This is a genomic window from Allobosea sp. LC85, from assembly GCF_000735605.1.
Classification (GTDB): domain Bacteria; phylum Pseudomonadota; class Alphaproteobacteria; order Rhizobiales; family Beijerinckiaceae; genus Allobosea.
Genome location: NZ_JPKG01000033.1, coordinates 37,103 through 57,356, shown reverse-complemented (window position 1 = coordinate 57,356; position 20,254 = coordinate 37,103). Strand labels below are relative to the sequence as shown.

Here is a 20,254-nt window from a genome sequence, read left to right as displayed (position 1 = left end):
GATCCACTTTTCGGGCCGATGCTCTGTGCGCGCGCATCGGCTGTCCCGAAAACCGCAATCCACTTTTCGGGCCGATGCTTGGCCTCAGCTGGGCGCCAGCCGGTCGAGCGTCAGCTCGATCTCGGCGAAATCCCTGGGTGCGGCTTCGCACAGGGCGGAAGGTGAATGCATGCCGAGCGAGGTGACGATATTCGCGGCGAGCTCCAGCCGGGCGGCATCGGCGCGGTAGCCCAGGCCGGCCAGCTCCGTCTCGATTCCGTCCTCGTCAGCGTCGAGATAGCCCATGCGCGCGGCCAGATCCGCGATGCTGCGATCATGCGCTCGCAGGAACAGGATGCGGCAGGCGACAGCGCGGGCATTGGGATCATGGACTGCCGCGCCGCTGAGAATGCCGCCGATCAGATTGGCGGGCGGCGTGGGCACGTTCAGCGCCAGAAAGAACAGGCGGTGGGTATAGGAACATGTCAGCGCGCTCTGCGCCGTTCGGCCGTCGCTGAGCAGGTGCCCTTCCATCGCGACCGGGCGGTTGAACAGGTTTTCGCTGTAGCTGATCTGCAGCTGCTGCATCGGGTCAGCGCAGATCCGCATCGCGCCGATGATCAGCTTGCCGACCTCGACACGCGACCAGGCCGGCGAAATGGCGAGATAGGATCCGGCCAGCCAATGCTCGCCGGGCTGTCGTGCGCCCGCGCGGGCCGCGGCTGGTGCAACCGGGCTCGGTGCCGGCACCGGCGGCAGACCGGCCTCCCGCCTGAGCGTCGCAAGCACGGTATCGGGCACGCCGAAATGGGCGCAGATCGCGTGCTGGAACTCCTCGAAGGAGGACGAGGCCAGGAAAGGCGCCGTCAGCGAACCGCCCAGCACCTTCGACCAATCCTCATAGACGCTGGCGGCACGCGGCATCGCCTTGCCCGAGAGCCATTTGTAGGCATTCTGGGTCACGAACAAGGTCGCCGGATTGATCGCCGCAAAGCGCGCGCAGAGTTCCTTGTTGGTGGGGCAGCCCAGGGCCAGGGCGGTCAGCTTCAACTTCAACGCGAGGTTGAACCAGGTCTTGTCGGGCGATTGCTGGCCGATCTCCACGCCGAGATGGTTCACCGGGCCCCCAGGGATTGACCCGCCCTCGCGGAGTGATCCGGGCAAATGCTAGTGGATCGCCGGGCGCGACGCCAGCACGCTACGCGGAGTTGGTTTAAATTGCGCAGCCGCCCCGACCGCCCCAGGACCGAGGGCCGGGTCGTGCGGTCCAAGGCGCGCTCCTTCCCGGTCTCCCGACTTTCAGGTGAATGAACCCGCTCTGCTAGCTGCGATGCGCGCGCGTCTCGGCGGCCTTCTTCGCAGCGGCCGAGCGCTCCTCGGCGGTACGGCGGGACGCCGCCCGCTTCGCCTGCCGAGAGAGCGCCTCGGGCGAGGCCGTGCTCGTCGGCTCGTGCTTGAGGACCTCGGTGACGGCCTTCGAGACACGCGGGCGGCGTTTCGGCGTGCGCTCGCCCTGGCCTACCTCATAGGCGTATTCGGCGCTCTTGCGGGTGCTCTCCTTGACCTTGCCCTTCTTGGGCGGTGGCAGGTCCACGCCTGCCCGCCTTGCCTCGGACAACCCGATGGCGATGGCCTGCTGCGTCGAGTGCGCGCCATGCTCGCCATGGCGGATCTTCTCGATCTCCTCGCGCACGAACTCGCCGGCCTGCGTGCTCGGCGACTTGCCTTCGCGCTTGTCCTTCCGAGCCTTCTCGATGGTTTTCCTGTCCGGCATCGCCATTCTCCCATTGCTGCGACGAGCGTTCGGACTGCGGGCGTGCCGTCGCGGTCCTATAGGAATTCCCAACGCGCCGACGACCTGATTGATCCTGGCACATCGATCCTGATCCCCGTCATGCCTGCCGAAGCGCAGACATCCCTGTCTCCGGTATCAGGTGCCGCAGGAACCATCGGGCCGCGAGATCCGCGACGTCGTCCAGCGCGCCGGGCTCCTCGAAAAGATGCGTCGCGTCGGGGACGATCACGAGGTCCTTTTCACAACGCAGCGCCGCCAGCGCCGACCTGTTGAACGAGATCACCTGCGTATCGGCGCCGCCGACGATGAGCAAGGTCGGTGCCCGGACGCCCGGCAAGACCGACGCCGCAAGATCGGGGCGCCCTCCCCGCGAAACGACGGCGGCAGCCCGGTCCGGACGCTCGGCGGCCGCCATCAGGGCGGCGGCCGCACCGGTGCTCGCGCCGAAATAGCCAAGGCGCAGCGCGGTCGTGTCTTTGAACGCATCCAGCCAATCCGTGGCGTAGACCAGGCGGTTGGCGAGCAGGCGGATGTCGAAGCGCAGCGCAGCCGTGACCTGATCGAGCCGATCCTCCTCGGTCGTGAGCAAGTCCAGGAGCAGGGTGGCGAGCCTCGCCTCGTTCAGCGCTCCGGCCACGGAGCGGTTGCGCGGGCTGTGGCGGCTGCTGCCGCTGCCATGGGCGAAGAGCACGAGCCCGCGGGCATCCGAGGGCAAGGTCAGGTTGCCTTCAAGCGTGATCGGCCCCGCGGGGACACGCACGATCCGCTCGTTCGTCCTGGCCGAAGCTGAGCTCATGTCCGCCTCCGTCAAGCCGGCCGCCTACACGCCGGACGGATAGGTTTCCGCGAGTTCGCCGGCGTCCCACTCGGACGTGCGCTCCAGCGGCTCGACGGCGCTGGTCTCGTCGAAATGCAGCAGCACGTCGAACTGCGCAGCAAGATCGGCCTGGAAATAATGGCTGACCCGCTCCGTTTCCGGCCGATAGATGACGCCGATCGCGCGCTCGCGAAGCCGTCGCGGCAAATCTTCGCCAATATCGCGCAGATCGAGCTGGAAGCGATCGGAAGAAACGGCATGCAGCAAGGCCTCATAGCTGCGCGCCAGGGCGGGCCGGACCGTCTTGCGCTCCGCCGGGCCGCCCCAGCTCGAGGCGGCCGTCACCGTCCCGTGATGGGTCGTAAAGCCGACCAGGAAGGTCTCGCGCTCATGCATCTCGCGGATGAGCTGCCCCAGATTGATCTCGCCGAACCGGCTCCTGTCCGTCGCCCTGGCATCACCGAGATGGGAATTATGGGCCCAGACGACGATTTTCGCGGGCTGTCCCTGGTGTTCGAGATGGGCGACGAGCGCCTCGAAGGTCTCGGCCATGTGCCGGTCGCGCAGGTTCCAGGTGGATTCCGGCGCCAGGAACATCGCGCGATAATAGGCCTCGGCATTCCTTACGAGGCGGGCGTTCTGCTGAGCTGTGAAGAGTTCGTCCTCGTCCACGCTTTCCCCGAACCGGGCCGCCAACGGACGGCGCTTGAGCATCTCGACCAGCTGCGCGACCACGGCCTCCTGGCAGGATTTCTCGACCTCGTTGCCGGCAATGAACCCATAGGCTTGCGGGTCCGGCCCGAAATGGTCGAAGCAGGCATAGCGATGGCGCGCGGCCTCCGCCGCCGCCGGATCGACCTTTTCGAGATAGCGTAGCACCGCTTTCATCGCGCCATGCAGGGCGTAAAGATCGAGTCCGTAGAACCCGACCATCGGTCCGCGCTCGCCCGGCGCCTCGTTGTGCCGGCGCAGCCATTCGACGAAGTCGACGACCACCTTGTTTCGCCACATCCATGCCGGGAAGCGTCGGAAGTCGGAGAGCGCCTCCTCGGCGTCGAGATCCTCGCTCATGCGCTGGACGTAGCGGTTGACCCGGCATGTGTCGGGCCAATCGGCCTCGATGGCGACGGCTGTGAAGTCCTTCTCCTCGATCAGCCGACGCGTGATCCGGGCCCGTTCCTCGTAGAACTCATGCGTGCCGTGCGAGGCTTCGCCGAGCAGCACGAAGCGCGCGTCGCCGATCGCCTCCAGGAGCCGGTCATAATCTCGCGCTCCGCCGGTGAGCCGAGCGATGCGCCTGCGCAACGGGCCAACGGCCGCATCCTCGGCGAATTCCTCTTCTGATGCAGGGGCGCCAAGCACGGAATTGGCGAGAAGCACAGACCTGGCGAGAAGCGCGCGCACCTCCTCGTCGCTCGTCTGGGAGAAGTCCGCATACCAGCGTCCGACGCCGAGAAACGGCTGCGGCGTCCTCGCGCAGACGACCTCGTCCCCATCTGCCCGCATCGCATCGCAGATGTCGGGGCTGCCGACCGGAACGGCGGCGACGATGCGGGCCGGACGGCCATCCCGGAGCGCCTTGATGGCAGCCCGCATCGTCGCCCCAGTCGCAAGTCCATCATCCACGAGGATGACGGTTCGTCCATTCACCTGGAGCGGGGCCCGTCCGCCGCGATAGAGGCGCTCGCGGCGCAGAAGTTCCTTCTCCTCCTGGGTGGTGACCGCGTCGATGACATGAGGCGGGAGCGCGAGAGTGCTGACGATCTCGTCGTTCAGAACGCGCACGCTCCCGGTTGCGATCGCCCCCATGGCCAGTTCCTCATAACCGGGGACGCCGAGCTTGCGCACGACGAAGACGTCGAGCGGTGCTTTCAGGGCTCGTGCCACCTCGTAGCCGACCGGCACGCCGCCCCGCGGCAGTGCCAATACGATGACGTCATCGCGCCCACGGTAGTGGGTCAGCTTGCCGGCAAGCTGCCGTCCGGCCTCGCGTCGATCTGAAAAGGTGATGGTCATGATCTTCAGTCCGGCTGCATCTGTTCAGCGCCGCCCCTGCTCGGGAGGCGTTCGGGCCTGGCGGGGATGGGCGCCTTCCACCTGTCCGGCCGCTGCCAAGAGCGACGAGGGGCAAGCGATGAGGGCGCAACCCGGAGCCGACGTGTCGCCACGCCCTCCACTTCGGAAACTCGCTTGTCGTGTCTACGTTCCACAATGAGGTTCGGCGGGGAAACCGCATCCGGCCCGATGATCTAAGCCTTTGTGTTTGCATCGTCTTTTCCGAAAACCGCAATCCACTTTTCGGGCCGATGCTTTAGTGCCGCTCGTAAATTCCAACGAGCTCCGCCTCCTCGATCGCGTGTTTGCGCGCCTCCTGCAGGATCCGCTCCGCCCCGACATCGGGCGGGAGGTTGATGGTCGGCACGTCGAGGGCTGCGAGGCGGAAATGATAGTGATGCGGGCCATGCCCCTTCGGCGGCTGCGGGCCGTCATATTGGGCGTTGCCGAAGTCGTTCCTGGCAAAGCGCAGATTGTTGTCCGAGCCGGTGTCCACACTCCTCGGCAGGCCGTTCCAGTCGGGCGGGATATTGTAGACTGCGAGATGCCGGAATGTCCCGCTCGGGGCATCCGGATCCTCGACGATCAGCGCAAGACTTGCGGTTCCGTCGGGAACGCCCGTCCAGGACAATTCCGGCATCAGGTTCTCGCCGTCCCGCGCGAATTTGGAGGGTATCGCCTGGCCTTCGGCGAAGGCCCTGGAGGTCAAGGTCAGCGTCATGTCTCATCTCCTTTCTGTCCGCGGGTTGGGCCGGAAACGCCGGTTTCAGACTCTGCACGACCGGCGTATGGATCGATTGCTCCGGCCATTTCGGTAAGCGTCCGGCCCATCGACATGCTGCCGTATGGCCAGAACCGATCGCCGCGCTCCCATGCCGTCCGGTGCCGTCGAATCCCCATCCGGCCGGACCATTGTCTGGTCGCTCCGCAAGTCCGAGAGCCGCCGGAGCACCTTGGTGTGGTCGGGCAGTCCGTCATCCGGAAACCGGGCGCCGGGGAGAATGTCGCTGCGCATGGCAGATGCCTTCGAGCGTGAGATGTTCCCGTCCAACTGAAATGTCGCCCAGATGTTTCATGAGCGACGGCACCGGACGGGATTCTGCTGACGTCTCGCGAACGGGAGATCGCCCGGCAGAGGCCGGCCAAGAGCGAGACGTGCCACTCGCGAGACGTGCCACTGTGACATCGCTGGCGGATTCGGGGCTCCCATCCGCGACGCGCCGATTCCCCGAGCGCTCCGAAATCGAGGCCATGGCGAATTCGCGGGCCAGGCGCTGCGGAGCCTCGGCGCAATGGGCCGGCCCTTCCAGGCGGAAGCTCGTCGGCGACAACGGCCCATTGCTCAGGCCATCGGCCAGCGCTCCGGTCGAGGTGCGACACCGGCGAGCGCCGCGAAGGAGAGCGCTGCGCCATGCAATGAGGGGAGCTCCCCACGGTCCCGGCGGGCCCGCGCTTCGGCGACGCTGGCCGGCCGCCTCCTGCGTTATCTGATCGAGCGGTCGATCGAAGACGGTCGCACCGAATTCACCAACAGGGAGATCCGTCTCGCAGAAGGGATCAAGCTGCCCGATTTCAAGGACAACCTTGAAACACGGCTGCTCCTGCTGCGTCGCCGCCTCGAGGACAAGGGGTTTCCCATGCGCATCGAGCCGATCGAGCGCGGGCGGTTTCGCCTCGTTCTGGCAGGTCGCCCGATCCTGACGCCGCGTTGAGGTGGTCGTCCGTGAAGAACGGTGATCAGGCGCGCTGCCGCGACACCACGAACAATGTGTCACTCCAAAACGGTTATCGCGCCAACGATGATAGATGAATATTATTTAGTAGCTTAAATATCATGCCCGGCGCCAAGTAGAATATCGACCGTATTCGCTGCAACACGCTGGAGCATGGCTTCATCATGATATGCGCTTTCGAGCACCACAAGACCGCGCGCAATGGTTAGCACATGTTCGGCCGCCGCATCCGGCGAGCCCGAAAACTCCCCCGATGCAACCCCTTGGGCAAAAGCCTCCCGGAGAAACCCGGTCAACCGACTTAGCAGGCCGGCAAAGGCCGTCCGGACCTCTTCGGCCAGTTCGTCCCCCTCGATTGACGCCACTTCCATGAGACCGCGCGTCGTCGGACAACCGCGTGGCGGTGTTCCGATGGAGAAATTGCGGATCGCAACATCGAAGAAGCGCTCCAGCCGCTCACGGAGCTTGCCCACGGCCAGCGCGGACGCGACGGCTGCAAGATAGTCGTCGGCGTAACGGGCGTAAGCCCGGAGAAACAGCGCCTCCTTGGTGCCATAGGCATTGTAGAGCGAGCCGCGCTGCATTCCGACATCCCGCGCAATATCCGACAGGGATGTGCCACGGACACCCTTCCGCCAGAATTGGTCAAAGGCGACAGTAAGGACGGCATTCTCGTCAAACAGTCTGGGGCGCATGAGACCTCTCTCCAGCAGCGGCCACTTATAGCCTCTCCTGCCATCGCCGTAATTGTATTTGACGACGCGTCAATAACCTGTATTTTTGACACTACGTTAAAAACCGCAACGCCGGCTTGACGGGAAAGCAACATGATCAGCCATCTCAAGACATCTCGTTCCGCCAATGAGCGCGCGGATGACGATTCCAGAACCCGAAACACCGTCGAGACCCTTCTGAGCGACATTGAGGCGCGGGGCGATCAGGCCGTGCGCGAAATGAGCCAGAGGTTCGACCGGTATGCGCCGCCCTCCTTTCGCCTGTCCCCGGGCGAGATCGAAGCGATCGTGAGCAAGGTGTCCGATCGGGAAATGGCAGATATCCGCTTCGCGCATGATCAGGTAAGCCATTTCGCCCGCGCCCAACGTGCCTCGATGAAGGACCTCGAGATCGAAACACTGCCCGGCGTCATCCTTGGCCACAGGAACATTCCCGTTCAGTCGGTCGGTTGCTATGTCCCGGGCGGCAAGTTCCCAATGATTGCCTCTGGTCATATGTCGGTGGCGACGGCCTCAGTTGCAGGCGTCCCGAGAATTGTCGCCGCAACCCCGCCCTTCAAGGGCGAGCCGAGCCCGGGCGTGATCGCGGCCATACACATGGGAGGCGCGCACGAGATCTATGTCCTCGGCGGGATCCAGGCCATCGGCGCCATGGCGCTCGGCACAGCGACGATCCGGCCGGTCGATATGCTCGTGGGCCCCGGCAATGCCTATGTGGCTGAAGCCAAGCGGCAGCTCTTTGGTCGCGTCGGCATCGACCTCCTTGCCGGCCCCACCGAGACGATGGTGATCGCCGACGAAACCGCCGCCGATGCAGAGGTCTGCGCGACGGATCTGCTCGGCCAGGCCGAACATGGCTACAACTCGCCGGCCATCCTCCTGACAAACAGCCGCGACCTGGCCGAAGCGACCCTTGTCGAGATCAACCGGCTCCTCGAGATGCTTCCCACGGCCGAAACGGCACGCCGTAGTTGGGAGGATTACGGCGAGGTGATCGTCTGCGACACCTATCAGGAAATGCTCGCAGTCGCGAACGAGACTGCCTCCGAGCATGTCCAGGTGATGACGGACCGGGACGATTGGTTTCTTGAGAACATGCATTCCTACGGGGCGCTGTTCCTCGGTCCCCGTACCAATGTCGCAAATGGCGACAAGGTGATCGGCACCAATCACACGCTACCGACCAAAAGAGCGGGCCGGTACACAGGTGGGCTCTGGGTCGGCAAGTTCATCAAGACGCACAGCTATCAGAAGATCGTCACCGATCAGGCGGCTGTCAGGATAGGCGAATATGGCTCGCGTCTGTGCATCCTCGAGGGTTTCGTCGGGCATGCCGAGCAATGCAACGTCCGTGTTCGCCGCTACGGTGGCGTCAACGTTCCCTACGGCGGGGCGGCGCCGTACCGCAACGCATCCGAGTCAGTGGGGAGACGGACATGACGCAGATGAACGGGAAACGAGTGGTCATCACGCAGACCAGCGCCTTCATGGGGAAGGATCTGGTCGATCGATTCAGCGCCGAAGGAGCCATTCTCATCGCCGATGATCGCGACTTGAAGGTCCAAGGCGCGGCGGAGGCGCTCATCGCGGAAGCCGGCCATGTCGATGTCTTGATCGCCAATCTCGCGGCGGCGCAGCCGCGAACCTCGGTCCTGGATACCGATGACGGGACATTTCAGGCGATGTACGAAGCGATGGTCTTTCCGCTCCACCGACTGGTGCGGGCCGTCCTGCCGATGATGATTTCCCGTCGACAGGGAAAGATCGTTGTGATGGGAAGTGCCTCTGCCCTCAAGGGCATGCCGAACTATTCCGCTTACGGTTCCGCTCGGGGCGCGCAACTCGCCTATGTCCAGGATGTCGGCACCGAGGTCGCGCCGCACAACGTTCATGTCAACGCGATTGCGCAGACCTTCGTAGAGAACCCTACCTATTTCCCCGCAAGTTATCAGGCGACCACCGAATTCAAGGAGCGCATCAAGGGGGCGCCGCTGGGGCGTCTGGCCTATGGCTGGGAGGCGGCAGCATTGGCCCTCTTCCTCGCCGGCAACGAAAGTAATTTCTTCGTCGGGCAGATTTTCCCCTTTTCCGGAGGGTGGGTGACACGATGAGCACAAAACGCGATCTCTCCCGCCCTGATGGCAACTGGAACCACCATTCGGTTCGGATCGACGATCTCGACATGCACCTCGTCCGCGAGGGGCAGGGCCAATCGCTGATCCTGCTGCATGGCTGGCCCGAATTCTGGTGGGGATGGCACCGCAACATTCCGGCACTCGCCGCGCATTTCGACGTGATTGCCCCGGATCTTCGCGGCTTCGGCCAGACGCGGGTGCGCGGCCCAGAGCATGCTGGCGCCGACACCCATGCCCGCGACATCCTGGCACTGGCTGATGCGCTGGGCCTGAGACGCTTCGGCCTGGTGGCCCATGATGTCGGTTCCTATGTCGCACAGCAGGTCGCCCGGCTGAGCCCGGATCGGCTGTCGGGGCTGTTCTTTTTCAATTGCCCCTATCCCGGCATCGGGCGCCGCTGGGTGGATCCAGAGCAGGTGCAGGAAATCTGGTATCAGTCCTTCAACCAGCAGCCTTGGGCGGCGCAGTTGGTGGGCCATACCCGCGAAACCTGCCGGATTTATTTCGAGGGCATTCTAAGGCATTGGGTGCACGCGCAGGGCGCGCTCGACGGCCTGATCGAGCATTTCGTCGACAATTTCATGCAGCCCGGGAACATCGAGTCCGGCTTCGCCTGGTATCGCGCCACGAATGCGTCCCGGATGGCGCTGGTGCGCGACGGGGCGCCGGCCATGCCAAAGATCGAAGTGCCGAGCCGCTTTTATTGGGGGCGGCACGATCCAATTATCCGATGCGCCTGGATGGACCGCCTGTCGGAATATTTCGCCTCCCCGATCCTGGAGATAGCCGAAGGCGCGGGCCATTTTGTGCATCTGGAGACGCCCGGCCCCTCCAATACTCGGATTATCGAGTTCTTCAGCCGCCAAGGGTCGACAATACCTTCGGAGTAACGCCCCATACGAGCGCTCTGGTGGGCACACCCCGAAATGCGCTGAGCGTAGCGGGGCGCGCGCAGTTGCTGAAAAGCGAGAGATAGTTCGTCGTCAGGCGCGCTGCCTCGACATGGCTGGAGAGTTTGTGCCGGCGAGCCTCGACAGGCAACCTTGTATGTTTGCATCGGCCTTCCCGAAAACCGCAATCCACTTTTCGGGCCGATGCCTTAACGCAAACCGCCGACGCCGATCTCTAGCCCCTGCCCGTGGGCGGACCGACGCTCCATGCCGAGCCACACGCGGACAACCTCGTGGCGGCCGCGCACCGCCTGCTCGCCGCCATCCTTCAGCCGGTGAAGGATCTCTGCAAGCTCATCGTCGCACTGCGCCCTGGCGGCCTGGACAACCCCGTCGGCCACCAGGAGCGGGGTCTGAGCGGTGCGCGTCAGGGTTTGCAGGCGGCTTGCGATGTTGACGGTGTCGCCGATGACCGTGAACGACATGTTGCGCGCGCTGCCGACATCGCCGACCACCGCCGGGCCGAAATTGACCCCGATGCCCATGCCCAGCAGCGTTTCTCCGGCAGCCTTGCGCTCACGGTTCCAGTCGCAGAGGGCCGCCATCATCCCGTCGGCGCATTTGAGCGCCTGGCCCGCGTCCTGGTCGGTCGTCGTGGGCACGCCGAAAATCGCGAGAATGGCGTCGCCGATATATTTCTCGACCGTGCCCCCGCACGCGAAGATCCGCGTCGTCATCCTTTCGTGGAACTGCCGCAGGAGGAGCATGACGTCTTCCGGCCCCATCCGCTCGGACAGCGCCGTGAAGCCGACGATATCGGCAAACAACACAGCCACATTCTGTCGCCGGACCGGCCCGAAGGGCTCGTCGCGCTCTGCCAGCATCTCGACGAGATTGGGCGAAAAATAGCGCGCCAGATTGCTGCGCGCCCGCTCGGCGGCGGCGCGCCGCTGCTCGATCTCGCGCAGCTTGGCAATGTCGTCCAGAGTCCTGCGGATCGTCACCTCGAGATCCACCATGTCGATGGGCTTCGTGACGAAGTCGAACGCGCCGCGGTTCATGGCGGTCCGAATATTCGGCATATCGCCGTAAGCGGACACGATGATGGCTCGCACCGGCGCATGCAGGTCGCGCAGCCGGGCCAACAAGGTGAGGCCATCCATCACCGGCATGTTGATGTCCAGCAGCATCAGGTCGATCGCGGCATCATCATGCTGGAGCAGGCGCAAGGCCTGCTCGCCGTCGCGCGCAAACACGAAGGCAAACTCGCCGGCGCGGACCTGACGCCGAAAGCGCTGGCTGATCAGCAGTTCGACATCCGCCTCATCATCGACCACGAGGATGCGGGAGGGGGCGCTCATGGGGACGGCGCTCATGGGGACGAGCCGGCAACGGCGAAAGCGCGCAGCCGTTGCTTCAGATAATCGAAATCGACCGGCTTGCTGAGAAAGTCGACCGCGCCCTTCGCGCTGGCCTGGCGCCGTCGATCCTCGTCGCCATAGGCCGTCACCATCATGACCGGCAGATGCGGCCATCCCAGCCCGATCTCGTGCAGCAACTGCAGACCGTCCATCCCCGGCATGTTGATATCGGAGAGGATGAAGACCGGTTCGGGACGTATACCATTCCTGAGTTGCAGCAGGGCATTCTCGCCCGATCCGGCAAAATGCAGCGCATAGTCGCCGTTGCGCGCCTCGCGGCGGAACCGCTGGGAAAACAGCTCGGCGACATCCGGCTCGTCGTCGACGACCAGAAGGCTGACCGTCATGACCTTGCTCCCATGCTGATCTGCCGCTTGCGTGCCCGCGCTGCGGCGCGCGGCAATCGGATAACGAATTCGGTGAACTCGGCGGGGTTGCTGTCGACCCTCACCATACCACCATGCTCCTGAACCACGATGTCGTAACTGATCGAGAGGCCCAGCCCGGTCCCTTCTCCGGTCGGCTTGGTGGTGAAGAACGGCGTGAAGAGTTTCGCCCGCACCTCCGGCGTCATGCCGATGCCGTTGTCGCGCACGCGCACTTCCACCTGATCCCCGAGATCGCGCGTGACCACACTCAGGGTCGGACGGTAGTCTGAGGCCGTTCGACGATCGCGCTGGCGTTCGGTGGTCGCATAAAAGCCGTTCCCAAACAGGTTGAGAAACACGCGCGTCATATCCTGAGGAACGAGTTCGAGCGGGCCGAGCCCGGGATCGAGGTCGCGCTCCAGGGTGACGTTGAAGGTCTGATCCCGCGCGCGGGCCCCGTGGTAAGCGAGATTCAGCGCTTCCTCGATCAACGCGTTGAGGTTGACGCTCTGGCGCTCGCCCCTGCCACCGCGCGAATGAAGCAGCATGCTCCTCACGATTCCATCCGCTCGTCGCCCATGCTCCGCGATCTTGGCCAGGTTACCGGTCAACGTGACCATGAGATCGTCGGTATCCGCGAGGGCCTGCGTCTCGCAGCCGTGCAAGGTCGGCCCGAGCGCCTCCTTGAGCTCGCTCAACAGCTCCTGGGACAGATCGGCAAAATTATTGACGAAGTTCAGCGGATTCTTGATTTCATGGGCGATGCCGGCCGTGAGTTGGCCGAGCGAGGCCATCTTTTCGGCATGGACCAGATTGGCCTGGGCGGCTTTCAGCTCGCGATAGGCCTCCTCCATTGTCCGGCTTGCTTCGGAGGCCGTATCGCGGGCCGCCTCGAGATCACGTTCGCGCTGTTTTGCGACGGTCACATCAGCCCAGATCGTGACGGTTCCGCCTTCCTGGGTGCGATACTCGCTGACGCGAAGCCAGCGCCCGCTGGCGAGGTGGACTTCGCAAGCGCTCGGAGCGTCGCGGTGCAGGGACAACCGGCTCTCCAGCCATGCGGCGCGGTCGCCTTCCTGCGACGAACCGTATCGGCCACTGTCGCTGAAGGCCCGCAGAAGCTCTTCGAAGCGAACGCCGACGATGAACAGATCCGAAGCATCGAGCAGGTCCTGACAGCGGCTGTTGAAGGTCACGAGCCGATCTTCACTGTCCCAAAGGGCGAAACCGTCCGAGATGCTCTCGATCGCATCGGTGAGGCGCGCACGCGCCAATTCGACAAGGGCCTGGGCTGTTCTCTGCTCGGTGACATCGGCGTAGATCGAAACAAACCCGCCACTCCGGACCGGATTGCGTCGGATTTCGAGCACCGTGCCGTTGGGCCGGGTCCGGACATCGGTGAAGGACCGGTCCAGGGATACCAGACGCCGTTTGACTTCGTCCTGGACATTGCAGGGGCCGAATTCCCCGCGTTCGGCGAGAAAACGAATGAAATCCTCGAACGAGACATTGGCTCCGACCTGGTTGTCCGGCAGCTCCAGAAGCTCCTGGAAGCGGTGGTTCCAGGCCACCATCCGCCGGTCGCGATCGAACATCACGACACCGTGCCCCATGTTGTCGAATGTGACACGCAGCAGGGAGCCGCGTTGCTCAAGCTCCCTGGTCCGCTCATCGACCACCTGCTCAAGCCGGGCCGCCGCCTGCTTTCGTTCCTCCAGCAGATGCTCGAGCTCGATGGCATTGCGCCGAAACACCTCGACCGCCTGCCCCATCGCGGCGATCTCGTCAGTGCCTTGCGCGGCAACCTGGACATCGAGCCTGCCGCCGGCGATGGCCAGCATGCCGTCGCTCAGAGCCGTCAGGCGGCGGACGATATTGCGGCCAACGTAAAGCCACACGATCAGAATGGAGCTCAGCAGGCTCAGTGCCACGGCAGCAACCAGAACGCGGGTGCTCAGGCGCTGGACCGACAGCGCATCCTGGGTCGCAGCGCCGATGTCCTGCTTGGCTGCAGTCACGAGTTGATCGACCGCAGCGGTGAGTTGCAGCGCCAGGCTGGCATTCTCCGCGAGCCGCCCTTCGCCGTCCCCGATCAGCGCAAGTTCCTGCTTGCGAGCCTCCGCCATGGCATTGGGCCCGGCAATGTACTCCCCCAACTTGGCGACCTGTTCCAGGAACAGAGGCCGCAGCTTTGGATCCATCCCGCCCGCCGTGACGTCGAGATCGCGCAACGCCCGGCCGAGCTGGAAAGCCAGAACGGAAAGGCGTCGATCCTGGTCCGTGGTCGAGGCTTCAGCCAGCATGTCCACGGCTTCGGAAAACTGCTGTTGCGCCGTTTGCGCCGGCCGGCGCAAGTCGATCAGCGATGCCAGCCGCTGCGTCGCCTCAGTACTGGGCTCCGCCTTGCGCAGGCCCAGGACGAGCTGGGACACCTGGCGGTCCACGACCGTCAACCAGTTCGAGAGCAGGCGTCCGGTCTCCTCATTCGTCTGGAAGACACCGCGCAGCAATGTCTTGAGGCGTTCATTGGCATCGAGCCGGCGCGCGACCACGCCCTCGAGCCCCGCGAGATTGACCGTCAGCGATGATATGATCGGTTCGATCCTGAGGAGCGGCAACGCCTCCATTCGATCGTTCTTCAGTTCGATCAGCTTGCTGTTGAGACGACCGACCTCGTCCTCAAGCTGGATCTTGACCGCGTCCCGACGCTTCCGGTCCGGGGCGGCCAGCAGGGACGGTGCGGCTGCGATGATGCGTTCGGCAGAGCGTGAGAGCTCCAGCGACGTCAAAGTCGGTGAAACCCGCCGATCGACGACGCCGAGCCGCTCGCCAACCTCACGGAAGGCGTAGATTCCCGCGGCCGCCGCCAGCACGGCAAAGGCGCTTATCCCGAAGAACGCGAGCAGCAGCCGCGCGCGTACGCCGAGGCTCCGAGCCAGATACGGTCGAACGTCCGCCTTATCGGTTGATAATGCTGTCACGGTCGACCGCACCCAACCTTCGACAAGATTGCGGTTCAGCCTAGCATGGTCTAAGCAGATCGTTGCGAGAAACAATCGAAGATCGACCGAAAATTGCCGGCCGCACAGTTGGGCGGGTGCGGGGACCTATGTCCTTGGAGGTCATTCCTCATGAGACGGCGGGATCTTCTGGCGGGGGCCGGATCGATCGCTGCGGGCGCGATGTCGGGCTTCCCGGCCCCTGCCCTCGCGCAGGGCATCCGACAACTCAAGCTGGTGACCGACTGGCCTGAAGGCTCTCCCGGGCTTCAAAGCAGCGCGATGCGTCTGGCGAAGACGATCAGCGAGGTGAGTAACGGTCGCATCGCAATCGAGGTGTTTCCTGCCGGCGCGTTGGTTCGACCGTTCGAGACCTTTGACGCGGTGGCCGCCGGCGTCGCCGAGATGTTTCACTCGGCGGATTATTATTTCGAGGCAAAGTCGCCGGCGTTCAACTTCTTTACGGCCGTGCCTTTCGGCTACACCGCGGACGAACTCTTCGCCTGGGTGCACTATGGCGGCGGGCAGGAATTGTGGGACGAACTCAGCGGCCAATTTGGCTTGAAGCAGTTCCTCTGCTGCAATACCGGCACCCAGAGCGGCGGCTGGTTTGTCGACGAGATCACCTCGCCGGACGGCTTCAGGGGGTTGCGCTACCGGATACCCGGGCTTGGCGCGGCGGTGCTCCGGCGCATGGACGCAATCGTTGTGAATGTGCCAGGCGGCGAGATTGCACGGTCGATCAGGTCCGGCGCCCTCGACGCCGCCGAATGGGTCGGCCCCTGGCTCGACATGGCCTTGGGCCTGCATAAGGCTGCGCGCTACTTCTACTATCCGGGGTTCCACGAGCCAGGCACTGGCCTGACCCTCGGGATCAATCGGCGCGTGTGGGAAAGCTTCAGTCCGAGCGATCAACGGCTGATCGAGGCTTGCGCGGCAGGCGAATACTCGCGCTCCCTGGCCGAATTCAACGCCAATAACGCCCTATGGCTGCGCAAACTGCGCGAGGAAGGCACCGTCACGATTCAGAAGTTCGACGACTCCCTGCTGAGAGCGTTCATCAAGACAAGTCAGGAGGTCGTCGCGGAGGCCGGATCGGGCGATGAGCTTTCCCGGAAGGTCTACGCAAGCTACCAACAATTCCGCGCCTCGATCATGGAGTGGAGCGATATTGCCGAGCGCGCCTTCCTGAACAGTCGCAGGCTCGTTTGAACGAAGCCTGGATGGTTGTCGCATCCACTGCCGGACACCTGAACTCGCGAGACCGCTCGTCGAGGCCCGGGCAGCAGGGAACGAACATCCCTGCACACAGGCTCCCGCCCTCCCCGGCCGGTAGCGTGTTACCAGGCGCACGTGGGTTCGCGGATGTCCGTGCAGGACGGGCGGCTTCGTACCCCCATATCTCAGACGCAGCCGCGCACCATCGACCTCGCTGTCGTCCAGCTTGAAATCGGCGAACGCCTTTACCTCTCTGCCGGGCCCATATCCCTGAGCGGCATGGCGACAAAGGCGCGGGCGAACCGTTCCCTGGGGAAGCGCAGCACGAGCACTGAATCGTCCAGTGCCGGGTGAACAACCTGATACGGAATGCTCCATTCGCTCAGCCATCGCTCCATCGCCTCGAGCCGGGCCAGGAAGTGCCGCCCGGCTATCGGGATCAGGACCTCGCTCGTCCAGATCTCAGCAGCGTCATCGGGGGACGGAGCCATCGCATGCCCCATTCCTGCAAAAGAGTGGCCCCGTCGGATGGGTTGACGATTCCGGCGGGGCCCCTGGGCCGTACAGCCTGCTGGAGAGCGAGGCTGCACACCAAGAGAACGCGCTGCATCCCCGTCTGTTCCATCAAATCTCGCGTTCTGCCTGCGACAGCCGCCCTTCCCCGGGCAGGTGCACCCACTGCGATGCCCCCGCGAATTGGCTTCCGAGAATGAACAAATGTTCGTGGAACCAAAGGCTTAGTCCGCAGTTTCCTGGCCGGCGGGGCTAGAGGGGTTGGCGACCATGACGACCGAGCTCTCCCGCCGTGCGATCGTCCCCCTGCTTGCGGCCGGAGCAGTCGGAGCACTTGCCGGCTGCGCGACGCTCCGCCCCGGGGTCCTGACGCAAGGGGCGCGCGATGTCCCCTATGGTCGTCATCCCAGACAGCGGATGGATGTCTATGTTCCGCAAGGCGGCGGCGCTGCCAGTCCCGTGGTCTTCTTCATCTATGGCGGCGCGTGGGCGAGCGGCGCGAAAGAGACCTATGCCTTCGTTGGCGAGGCGTTTTCGGAGCGCGGGTTCGTCACCGTGATCGCAGATTATCGCCTCGTGCCCGAGGTCCGCTTCCCCTCGTTCATCGAAGACGGGGCACGGGCGCTTCGCTTCGTGCACGACACTATCAGCCGATATGGCGGCACGCCTCAGCGGATCGAACTGGTCGGACACTCGGCCGGCGCCTATGACGCCATGATGCTGACTCTGGACCGGAGATACCTCGCGGCCGTCGGGCTTGGCTCAGGCACGATCCGCTCCGCCGTCGGGCTCTCCGGCCCCTATGATTTCCCGCTCAACCTCGACATCACAAAGGCCGCGTTCGGGAATGCCCGCGACCCGGCCCAAACCCAGCCGATCAGCTTTGCCCGTCGGGATGCGCCGCCGATCTTCCTGGCGACGGGTTCCGATGACACCACGGTTCCGCCGCGCAACAGCAAACGGCTCGCCGACGCGCTGAAACAGGCGGGTGCGAAATCCGTCGCGCTCAAGATCTATCCCGGGCTCGGCCATGCCGAGACCGTCACCGCGATCTCCGCCCCGCTGCGATGGCGCGCGCCGGTCCTTGATGACGTCGTCGCGTTCATCAGCGCTCGCGGCTGATCGGTTTCAGACGCTGATTATCGATTTCAGACGCCGATTCCTGGCAGCGTTCAATGCTTGGCCTTGTGCTCGGGCTTTCCCTTGCGCTTGGTCGAGGCCATCTTCTCCAGCTCGGTCTCGCTCATCGATTTCTCCATCGATTTCGAGGCTCCCTTGAGTGCGCTCTTCTTCATGTCTCCGCGCTTGGCCGCGAGCGCGGCGCCGGCGGCCTTCTGCTGGGCGGCTGATTTCGCAGGCATGGCATCCTCCTTCTACTGGGATGAGTGGGTGACGGCCTCGATCTTGTTGCCGTCGGGATCGAGGACGAAGGCGCCGTAGTAATGGGCGTCGTATTCCGGGCGCAGGCCGGGCGGACCGGCGTCAGTGCCGCCATTCGCCAACGCGGCGCGATAGAAGGCGTCGACGATGGCACGCTTGCCGGCGGCAAAGGCGATATGGCTTCCATTGCCCGTGCTCGCGGGCCGGCCGTCATGCGGGGTTTCGATGCTGAACAGGATCGTGCTCACGCCATAATCCGCCGACCGCTCGCTGCTGCTGAGACACCGCAGGCCGAGTTCCGCGAGAACCGCGTCATAGAAGGCGCGCGCCCTGGCGACGTCATTCGTTCCGACCGAGACGTGATCGATCATCGTGCGGCCTCCGCGCTGCCGGCGAGAACGTCCCGGTACTCGGGATGGAGGCTTGCCCAGTTTGCCAGGAAGGAGCAGGCCGGCACGATCTTTTCGCCCCGGCTGCGGGCAAAATCGAATACCCCCAAGGCGAGTTCGGAGCCGAGACCGCGGCCGCGCAGAGCCGCCGGAACCTCGGTATAGGAGATCACGAGAGAGCCATCGATGCGCCGGTAGGTCGCGAACGCCTGGCCGCCCGGAACGTCCATGACCAGGCGATTATTCTCGGGCTCGTCGCGGATCGTTGGCGGGGTCGGGTTCGTCATCTGCGTCGGCATGGTGGCTCCAGCGGAATGGACTTTGTTCGCGATGAACCCCTTCCGCCGGCCGGAGTTCCCTGCCTGGCGCCGTGCTTGTCTTGGGGAATGCCGAACAGGAGAAGGGCAACGGGGCCTGATGCGCGCGGATCAGGCGCCTTCGACCCAGCGTCCGATCATCTGGTACTGAACTTTCGCCTGCTGATACTCCCGGTAGAAATTGAGCAGGTCACGCAAGGGGCTGGAAAGACGCTCAAGGCCCGAAATGAACGCGACGACGGTGCCGATCGTGGTCTGGCCCTGGATCACCATCCAGCCCCCGACCACGAGAACCATCAGCGGTCCGATCGCGTTCGCGAGGTTCAGCAAGGTCTTGAGCCCGTATTTGAGAAAGTAGAACCGAATCCGATTGCGAAAGATCGCATGGATCGTGGAGGATTCCGTCGGGGTCGGCTTGGGCTGTGGACCGCTCTGGATCCCGGCCTGGGCGACGGTTTCATCGCCGAGCTTGCGCACCAGCCCGACCTGCCGCTCGACCAATGTGTTGAGGTCTGACTGCATGGAGAGCGCGAGAAAGACCTGCGGCAGCAGGAAGACCATGCCGATCAGCGCGATCAGCGGCTGGATGTAGAGCATGTAAGCCAAGATCACGAAAAGGAACGTCAGGTTGACGACGAATTCCGAGATGCCGACCCCGACGAAGCCGCCGACCCCGTCGATTTCCCGGCCGATGACATTGACCGTCTGTCCGCTCGTGTTCTCGTCCGGCGCTGCCCTCTCGGAGGCAACGATGGTCAATTGCTCGCGCGATGTCTTCACGACGCTTTCGCTGACCCAGCCCTGATAGAGGAGAAGCGCATATTTCAGGGCCGCCTGGAGCAGGACGATCGCGAGATAGAGCGCGCCCAGAAAAAGCAACGTCCGCACGTCCTTGTTGGCGATCGCCACGTCCACGATTCGTCTCTGGAGATCGATCGGCACGAAGTTGAGCAAGGCCACCGTCATCGCGATCAGGCCGACATAGAACTGATGGGCGCCGCTGGCGCGCCAGACGAACCCGCTCAGCGTCTGGTCGGACGCGATCGTCGCGGCTGACGTCTCGCCTGGCCTGATCCGTCGCAGAAGCGGAAGGAAGATGCTGCTCACGGAAGGACCCTTGTCGAAGCCCTGACAGCAGGGAACGAACGGCCTGGCCGACAAGTTCCAAAATCCAGGGGCTTGTACGGGCGACGGCCTGAGCCTGGACCGGAAAATGGCGCGACCTGGCCGACATCCCGGCGGCTCAAATCGAGCGTTTGGTGCCCGCCTACGACCGCGCTTCCGGTGGTCGCCAGGGCCTCGCCCATGAGCAGACGTTCCGAGGGTCGCAGGAGGGGGGAGCGGACTTGGTCACGCAGTCTCCACGTGCGCAGGTTACGCGGTCTTCGCAGGCTTGCCGCAAAGATGACGTTCGTGGACGGCCTACCGCTAAGGAAGTCGACTTGCTATGCTGGAACCAAACGCACGGTGTGGGGATGTGGACTGGGACGCGCAATATCCCGAAGGCGGTT

The 20,254-nt window shown here is 64.2% G+C and carries 20 protein-coding genes; 6 read left to right on the top strand and 14 right to left on the bottom strand.

The features are described from left to right. Window positions 1-84: 84 nt before the first annotated feature. The 5 genes from FG93_RS16430 to FG93_RS16410 form a co-directional block, all read right to left on the bottom strand. Entirely contained in the window at window positions 85-1,098 is a 1,014-nt protein-coding gene (locus FG93_RS16430) for a hypothetical protein (RefSeq protein ID WP_043236248.1), read from the bottom strand. Between the two features lie 202 nt (window positions 1,099-1,300). Next, window positions 1,301-1,753, bottom strand: coding sequence for a DUF6496 domain-containing protein (locus FG93_RS16425; RefSeq protein ID WP_052513881.1), 453 nt, complete (start codon window positions 1,751-1,753; stop codon window positions 1,301-1,303). A gap of 118 nt (window positions 1,754-1,871) precedes the next feature. Further along, window positions 1,872-2,570 carry a dienelactone hydrolase family protein gene (locus FG93_RS16420; RefSeq protein WP_043236246.1) on the bottom strand — a complete coding sequence of 233 codons (699 nt, stop codon included), beginning with the start codon at window positions 2,568-2,570 and terminating at the stop codon, window positions 1,872-1,874. Window positions 2,571-2,594: 24 nt separating this feature from the next. After that, a complete protein-coding gene (locus FG93_RS16415; protein ID WP_043236244.1) occupies window positions 2,595-4,607 on the bottom strand; it encodes an erythromycin esterase family protein in 2,013 nt (670 codons plus the stop codon). A gap of 295 nt (window positions 4,608-4,902) precedes the next feature. Continuing rightward, entirely contained in the window at window positions 4,903-5,367 is a 465-nt protein-coding gene (locus FG93_RS16410; protein WP_043236243.1) for a YbhB/YbcL family Raf kinase inhibitor-like protein, read from the bottom strand. Between the two features lie 571 nt (window positions 5,368-5,938). On the opposite strand from FG93_RS16410, the gene FG93_RS16405 reads away from it, so the two are divergent. Beyond that, entirely contained in the window at window positions 5,939-6,358 is a 420-nt protein-coding gene (locus FG93_RS16405; RefSeq protein WP_043236240.1) for a hypothetical protein, read from the top strand. Window positions 6,359-6,471: 113 nt separating this feature from the next. On the opposite strand, the gene FG93_RS16400 is transcribed toward FG93_RS16405, so the two are convergent. Next, window positions 6,472-7,074: a TetR/AcrR family transcriptional regulator gene (locus FG93_RS16400; RefSeq protein WP_043236239.1), complete on the bottom strand. Its 603-nt coding sequence runs from the start codon at window positions 7,072-7,074 to the stop codon at window positions 6,472-6,474. Between the two features lie 132 nt (window positions 7,075-7,206). On the opposite strand from FG93_RS16400, the gene hisD reads away from it, so the two are divergent. The 3 genes from hisD (at window position 7,207) to FG93_RS16385 (ending at window position 10,138) form a co-directional block, all read left to right on the top strand. Further along, window positions 7,207-8,553 carry a histidinol dehydrogenase gene (gene hisD / locus FG93_RS16395; RefSeq protein WP_043236237.1) on the top strand — a complete coding sequence of 449 codons (1,347 nt, stop codon included), beginning with the start codon at window positions 7,207-7,209 and terminating at the stop codon, window positions 8,551-8,553. Then, window positions 8,550-9,224, top strand: coding sequence for an SDR family oxidoreductase (locus tag FG93_RS16390; RefSeq protein ID WP_043236235.1), 675 nt, complete (start codon window positions 8,550-8,552; stop codon window positions 9,222-9,224). The genes hisD and FG93_RS16390 overlap by 4 nt, the downstream gene beginning before the upstream one ends. A gap of 71 nt (window positions 9,225-9,295) precedes the next feature. Next, the gene (locus FG93_RS16385) at window positions 9,296-10,138 is read left to right on the top strand and encodes an alpha/beta fold hydrolase (protein WP_244448635.1); all 843 of its coding nucleotides are present in this window, start codon (window positions 9,296-9,298) and stop codon (window positions 10,136-10,138) included. 209 nt (window positions 10,139-10,347) lie between these two features. Here the strand turns inward: FG93_RS16385 and FG93_RS16380 are convergent, their stop codons facing one another. The 3 genes from FG93_RS16380 to FG93_RS31255 are packed head-to-tail and all read right to left on the bottom strand — an operon-like array spanning window position 10,348 to window position 14,908. Continuing rightward, the gene (locus FG93_RS16380) at window positions 10,348-11,475 is read right to left on the bottom strand and encodes an adenylate/guanylate cyclase domain-containing protein (RefSeq protein WP_161783828.1); all 1,128 of its coding nucleotides are present in this window, start codon (window positions 11,473-11,475) and stop codon (window positions 10,348-10,350) included. A gap of 35 nt (window positions 11,476-11,510) precedes the next feature. Next, window positions 11,511-11,906, bottom strand: a complete 396-nt coding sequence (locus tag FG93_RS16375) for a response regulator (RefSeq protein ID WP_043236233.1) — start codon at window positions 11,904-11,906, stop codon at window positions 11,511-11,513. Beyond that, complete coding sequence (locus FG93_RS31255) at window positions 11,903-14,908, bottom strand: PAS-domain containing protein (protein ID WP_152579467.1); 3,006 nt, start codon at window positions 14,906-14,908, stop codon at window positions 11,903-11,905. The genes FG93_RS16375 and FG93_RS31255 overlap by 4 nt, the downstream gene beginning before the upstream one ends. Window positions 14,909-15,109: 201 nt before the next feature. Here FG93_RS31255 and FG93_RS16365 point away from each other — a divergent pair, with 201 nt between their 5' ends. After that, on the top strand, window positions 15,110-16,138 hold the full coding sequence (locus FG93_RS16365) for a TRAP transporter substrate-binding protein (protein ID WP_200878117.1): 1,029 nt from the start codon (window positions 15,110-15,112) through the stop codon (window positions 16,136-16,138). A gap of 251 nt (window positions 16,139-16,389) precedes the next feature. Here the strand turns inward: FG93_RS16365 and FG93_RS16360 are convergent, their stop codons facing one another. Then, window positions 16,390-16,635 (bottom strand): hypothetical protein, encoded by a 246-nt coding sequence (locus FG93_RS16360; protein ID WP_152579466.1) that lies wholly within the window; start codon window positions 16,633-16,635, stop codon window positions 16,390-16,392. A 292-nt stretch (window positions 16,636-16,927) separates the two neighbouring features. On the opposite strand from FG93_RS16360, the gene FG93_RS16355 reads away from it, so the two are divergent. Then, window positions 16,928-17,779, top strand: coding sequence for an alpha/beta hydrolase (locus FG93_RS16355; protein WP_043236226.1), 852 nt, complete (start codon window positions 16,928-16,930; stop codon window positions 17,777-17,779). 50 nt (window positions 17,780-17,829) lie between these two features. Here FG93_RS16355 and FG93_RS16350 read toward each other — a convergent pair whose 3' ends face one another. The 4 genes from FG93_RS16350 to FG93_RS16335 form a co-directional block, all read right to left on the bottom strand. Further along, window positions 17,830-18,018: a DUF3008 family protein gene (locus FG93_RS16350; protein WP_043236223.1), complete on the bottom strand. Its 189-nt coding sequence runs from the start codon at window positions 18,016-18,018 to the stop codon at window positions 17,830-17,832. A 12-nt stretch (window positions 18,019-18,030) separates the two neighbouring features. Next, the gene (locus tag FG93_RS16345; RefSeq protein WP_043236221.1) at window positions 18,031-18,408 is read right to left on the bottom strand and encodes a VOC family protein; all 378 of its coding nucleotides are present in this window, start codon (window positions 18,406-18,408) and stop codon (window positions 18,031-18,033) included. After that, entirely contained in the window at window positions 18,405-18,725 is a 321-nt protein-coding gene (locus FG93_RS16340; RefSeq protein WP_052513846.1) for a GNAT family N-acetyltransferase, read from the bottom strand. Before FG93_RS16340 ends, FG93_RS16345 begins: the two co-directional genes overlap by 4 nt. Window positions 18,726-18,854: 129 nt before the next feature. Beyond that, entirely contained in the window at window positions 18,855-19,850 is a 996-nt protein-coding gene (locus FG93_RS16335; RefSeq protein ID WP_152579465.1) for an ABC transporter ATP-binding protein, read from the bottom strand. Window positions 19,851-20,254: the final 404 nt, after the last annotated feature.

Bases quoted from the DNA above. Each gene is read 5' to 3' on its own strand.
- FG93_RS16425 (WP_052513881.1), bottom strand. From the start codon at position 1,753: ATGCCGGACAGGAAAACCATCGAGAAGGCTCGGAAGGACAAGCGCGAA.
- FG93_RS16420 (WP_043236246.1), bottom strand. From the start codon at position 2,570: ATGAGCTCAGCTTCGGCCAGGACGAACGAGCGGATCGTGCGTGTCCCC.
- FG93_RS16415 (WP_043236244.1), bottom strand. From the start codon at position 4,607: ATGACCATCACCTTTTCAGATCGACGCGAGGCCGGACGGCAGCTTGCC.
- FG93_RS16410 (WP_043236243.1), bottom strand. From the start codon at position 5,367: ATGACGCTGACCTTGACCTCCAGGGCCTTCGCCGAAGGCCAGGCGATA.
- FG93_RS16405 (WP_043236240.1), top strand. From the start codon at position 5,939: ATGGGCCGGCCCTTCCAGGCGGAAGCTCGTCGGCGACAACGGCCCATT.
- FG93_RS16400 (WP_043236239.1), bottom strand. From the start codon at position 7,074: ATGCGCCCCAGACTGTTTGACGAGAATGCCGTCCTTACTGTCGCCTTT.
- hisD (WP_043236237.1), top strand. From the start codon at position 7,207: ATGATCAGCCATCTCAAGACATCTCGTTCCGCCAATGAGCGCGCGGAT.
- FG93_RS16390 (WP_043236235.1), top strand. From the start codon at position 8,550: ATGACGCAGATGAACGGGAAACGAGTGGTCATCACGCAGACCAGCGCC.
- FG93_RS16385 (WP_244448635.1), top strand. From the start codon at position 9,296: ATGCACCTCGTCCGCGAGGGGCAGGGCCAATCGCTGATCCTGCTGCAT.
- FG93_RS16375 (WP_043236233.1), bottom strand. From the start codon at position 11,906: ATGACGGTCAGCCTTCTGGTCGTCGACGACGAGCCGGATGTCGCCGAG.
- FG93_RS16365 (WP_200878117.1), top strand. From the start codon at position 15,110: ATGTCGGGCTTCCCGGCCCCTGCCCTCGCGCAGGGCATCCGACAACTC.
- FG93_RS16360 (WP_152579466.1), bottom strand. From the start codon at position 16,635: ATGGCTCCGTCCCCCGATGACGCTGCTGAGATCTGGACGAGCGAGGTC.
- FG93_RS16355 (WP_043236226.1), top strand. From the start codon at position 16,928: ATGACGACCGAGCTCTCCCGCCGTGCGATCGTCCCCCTGCTTGCGGCC.
- FG93_RS16350 (WP_043236223.1), bottom strand. From the start codon at position 18,018: ATGCCTGCGAAATCAGCCGCCCAGCAGAAGGCCGCCGGCGCCGCGCTC.
- FG93_RS16345 (WP_043236221.1), bottom strand. From the start codon at position 18,408: ATGATCGATCACGTCTCGGTCGGAACGAATGACGTCGCCAGGGCGCGC.
- FG93_RS16340 (WP_052513846.1), bottom strand. From the start codon at position 18,725: ATGCCGACGCAGATGACGAACCCGACCCCGCCAACGATCCGCGACGAG.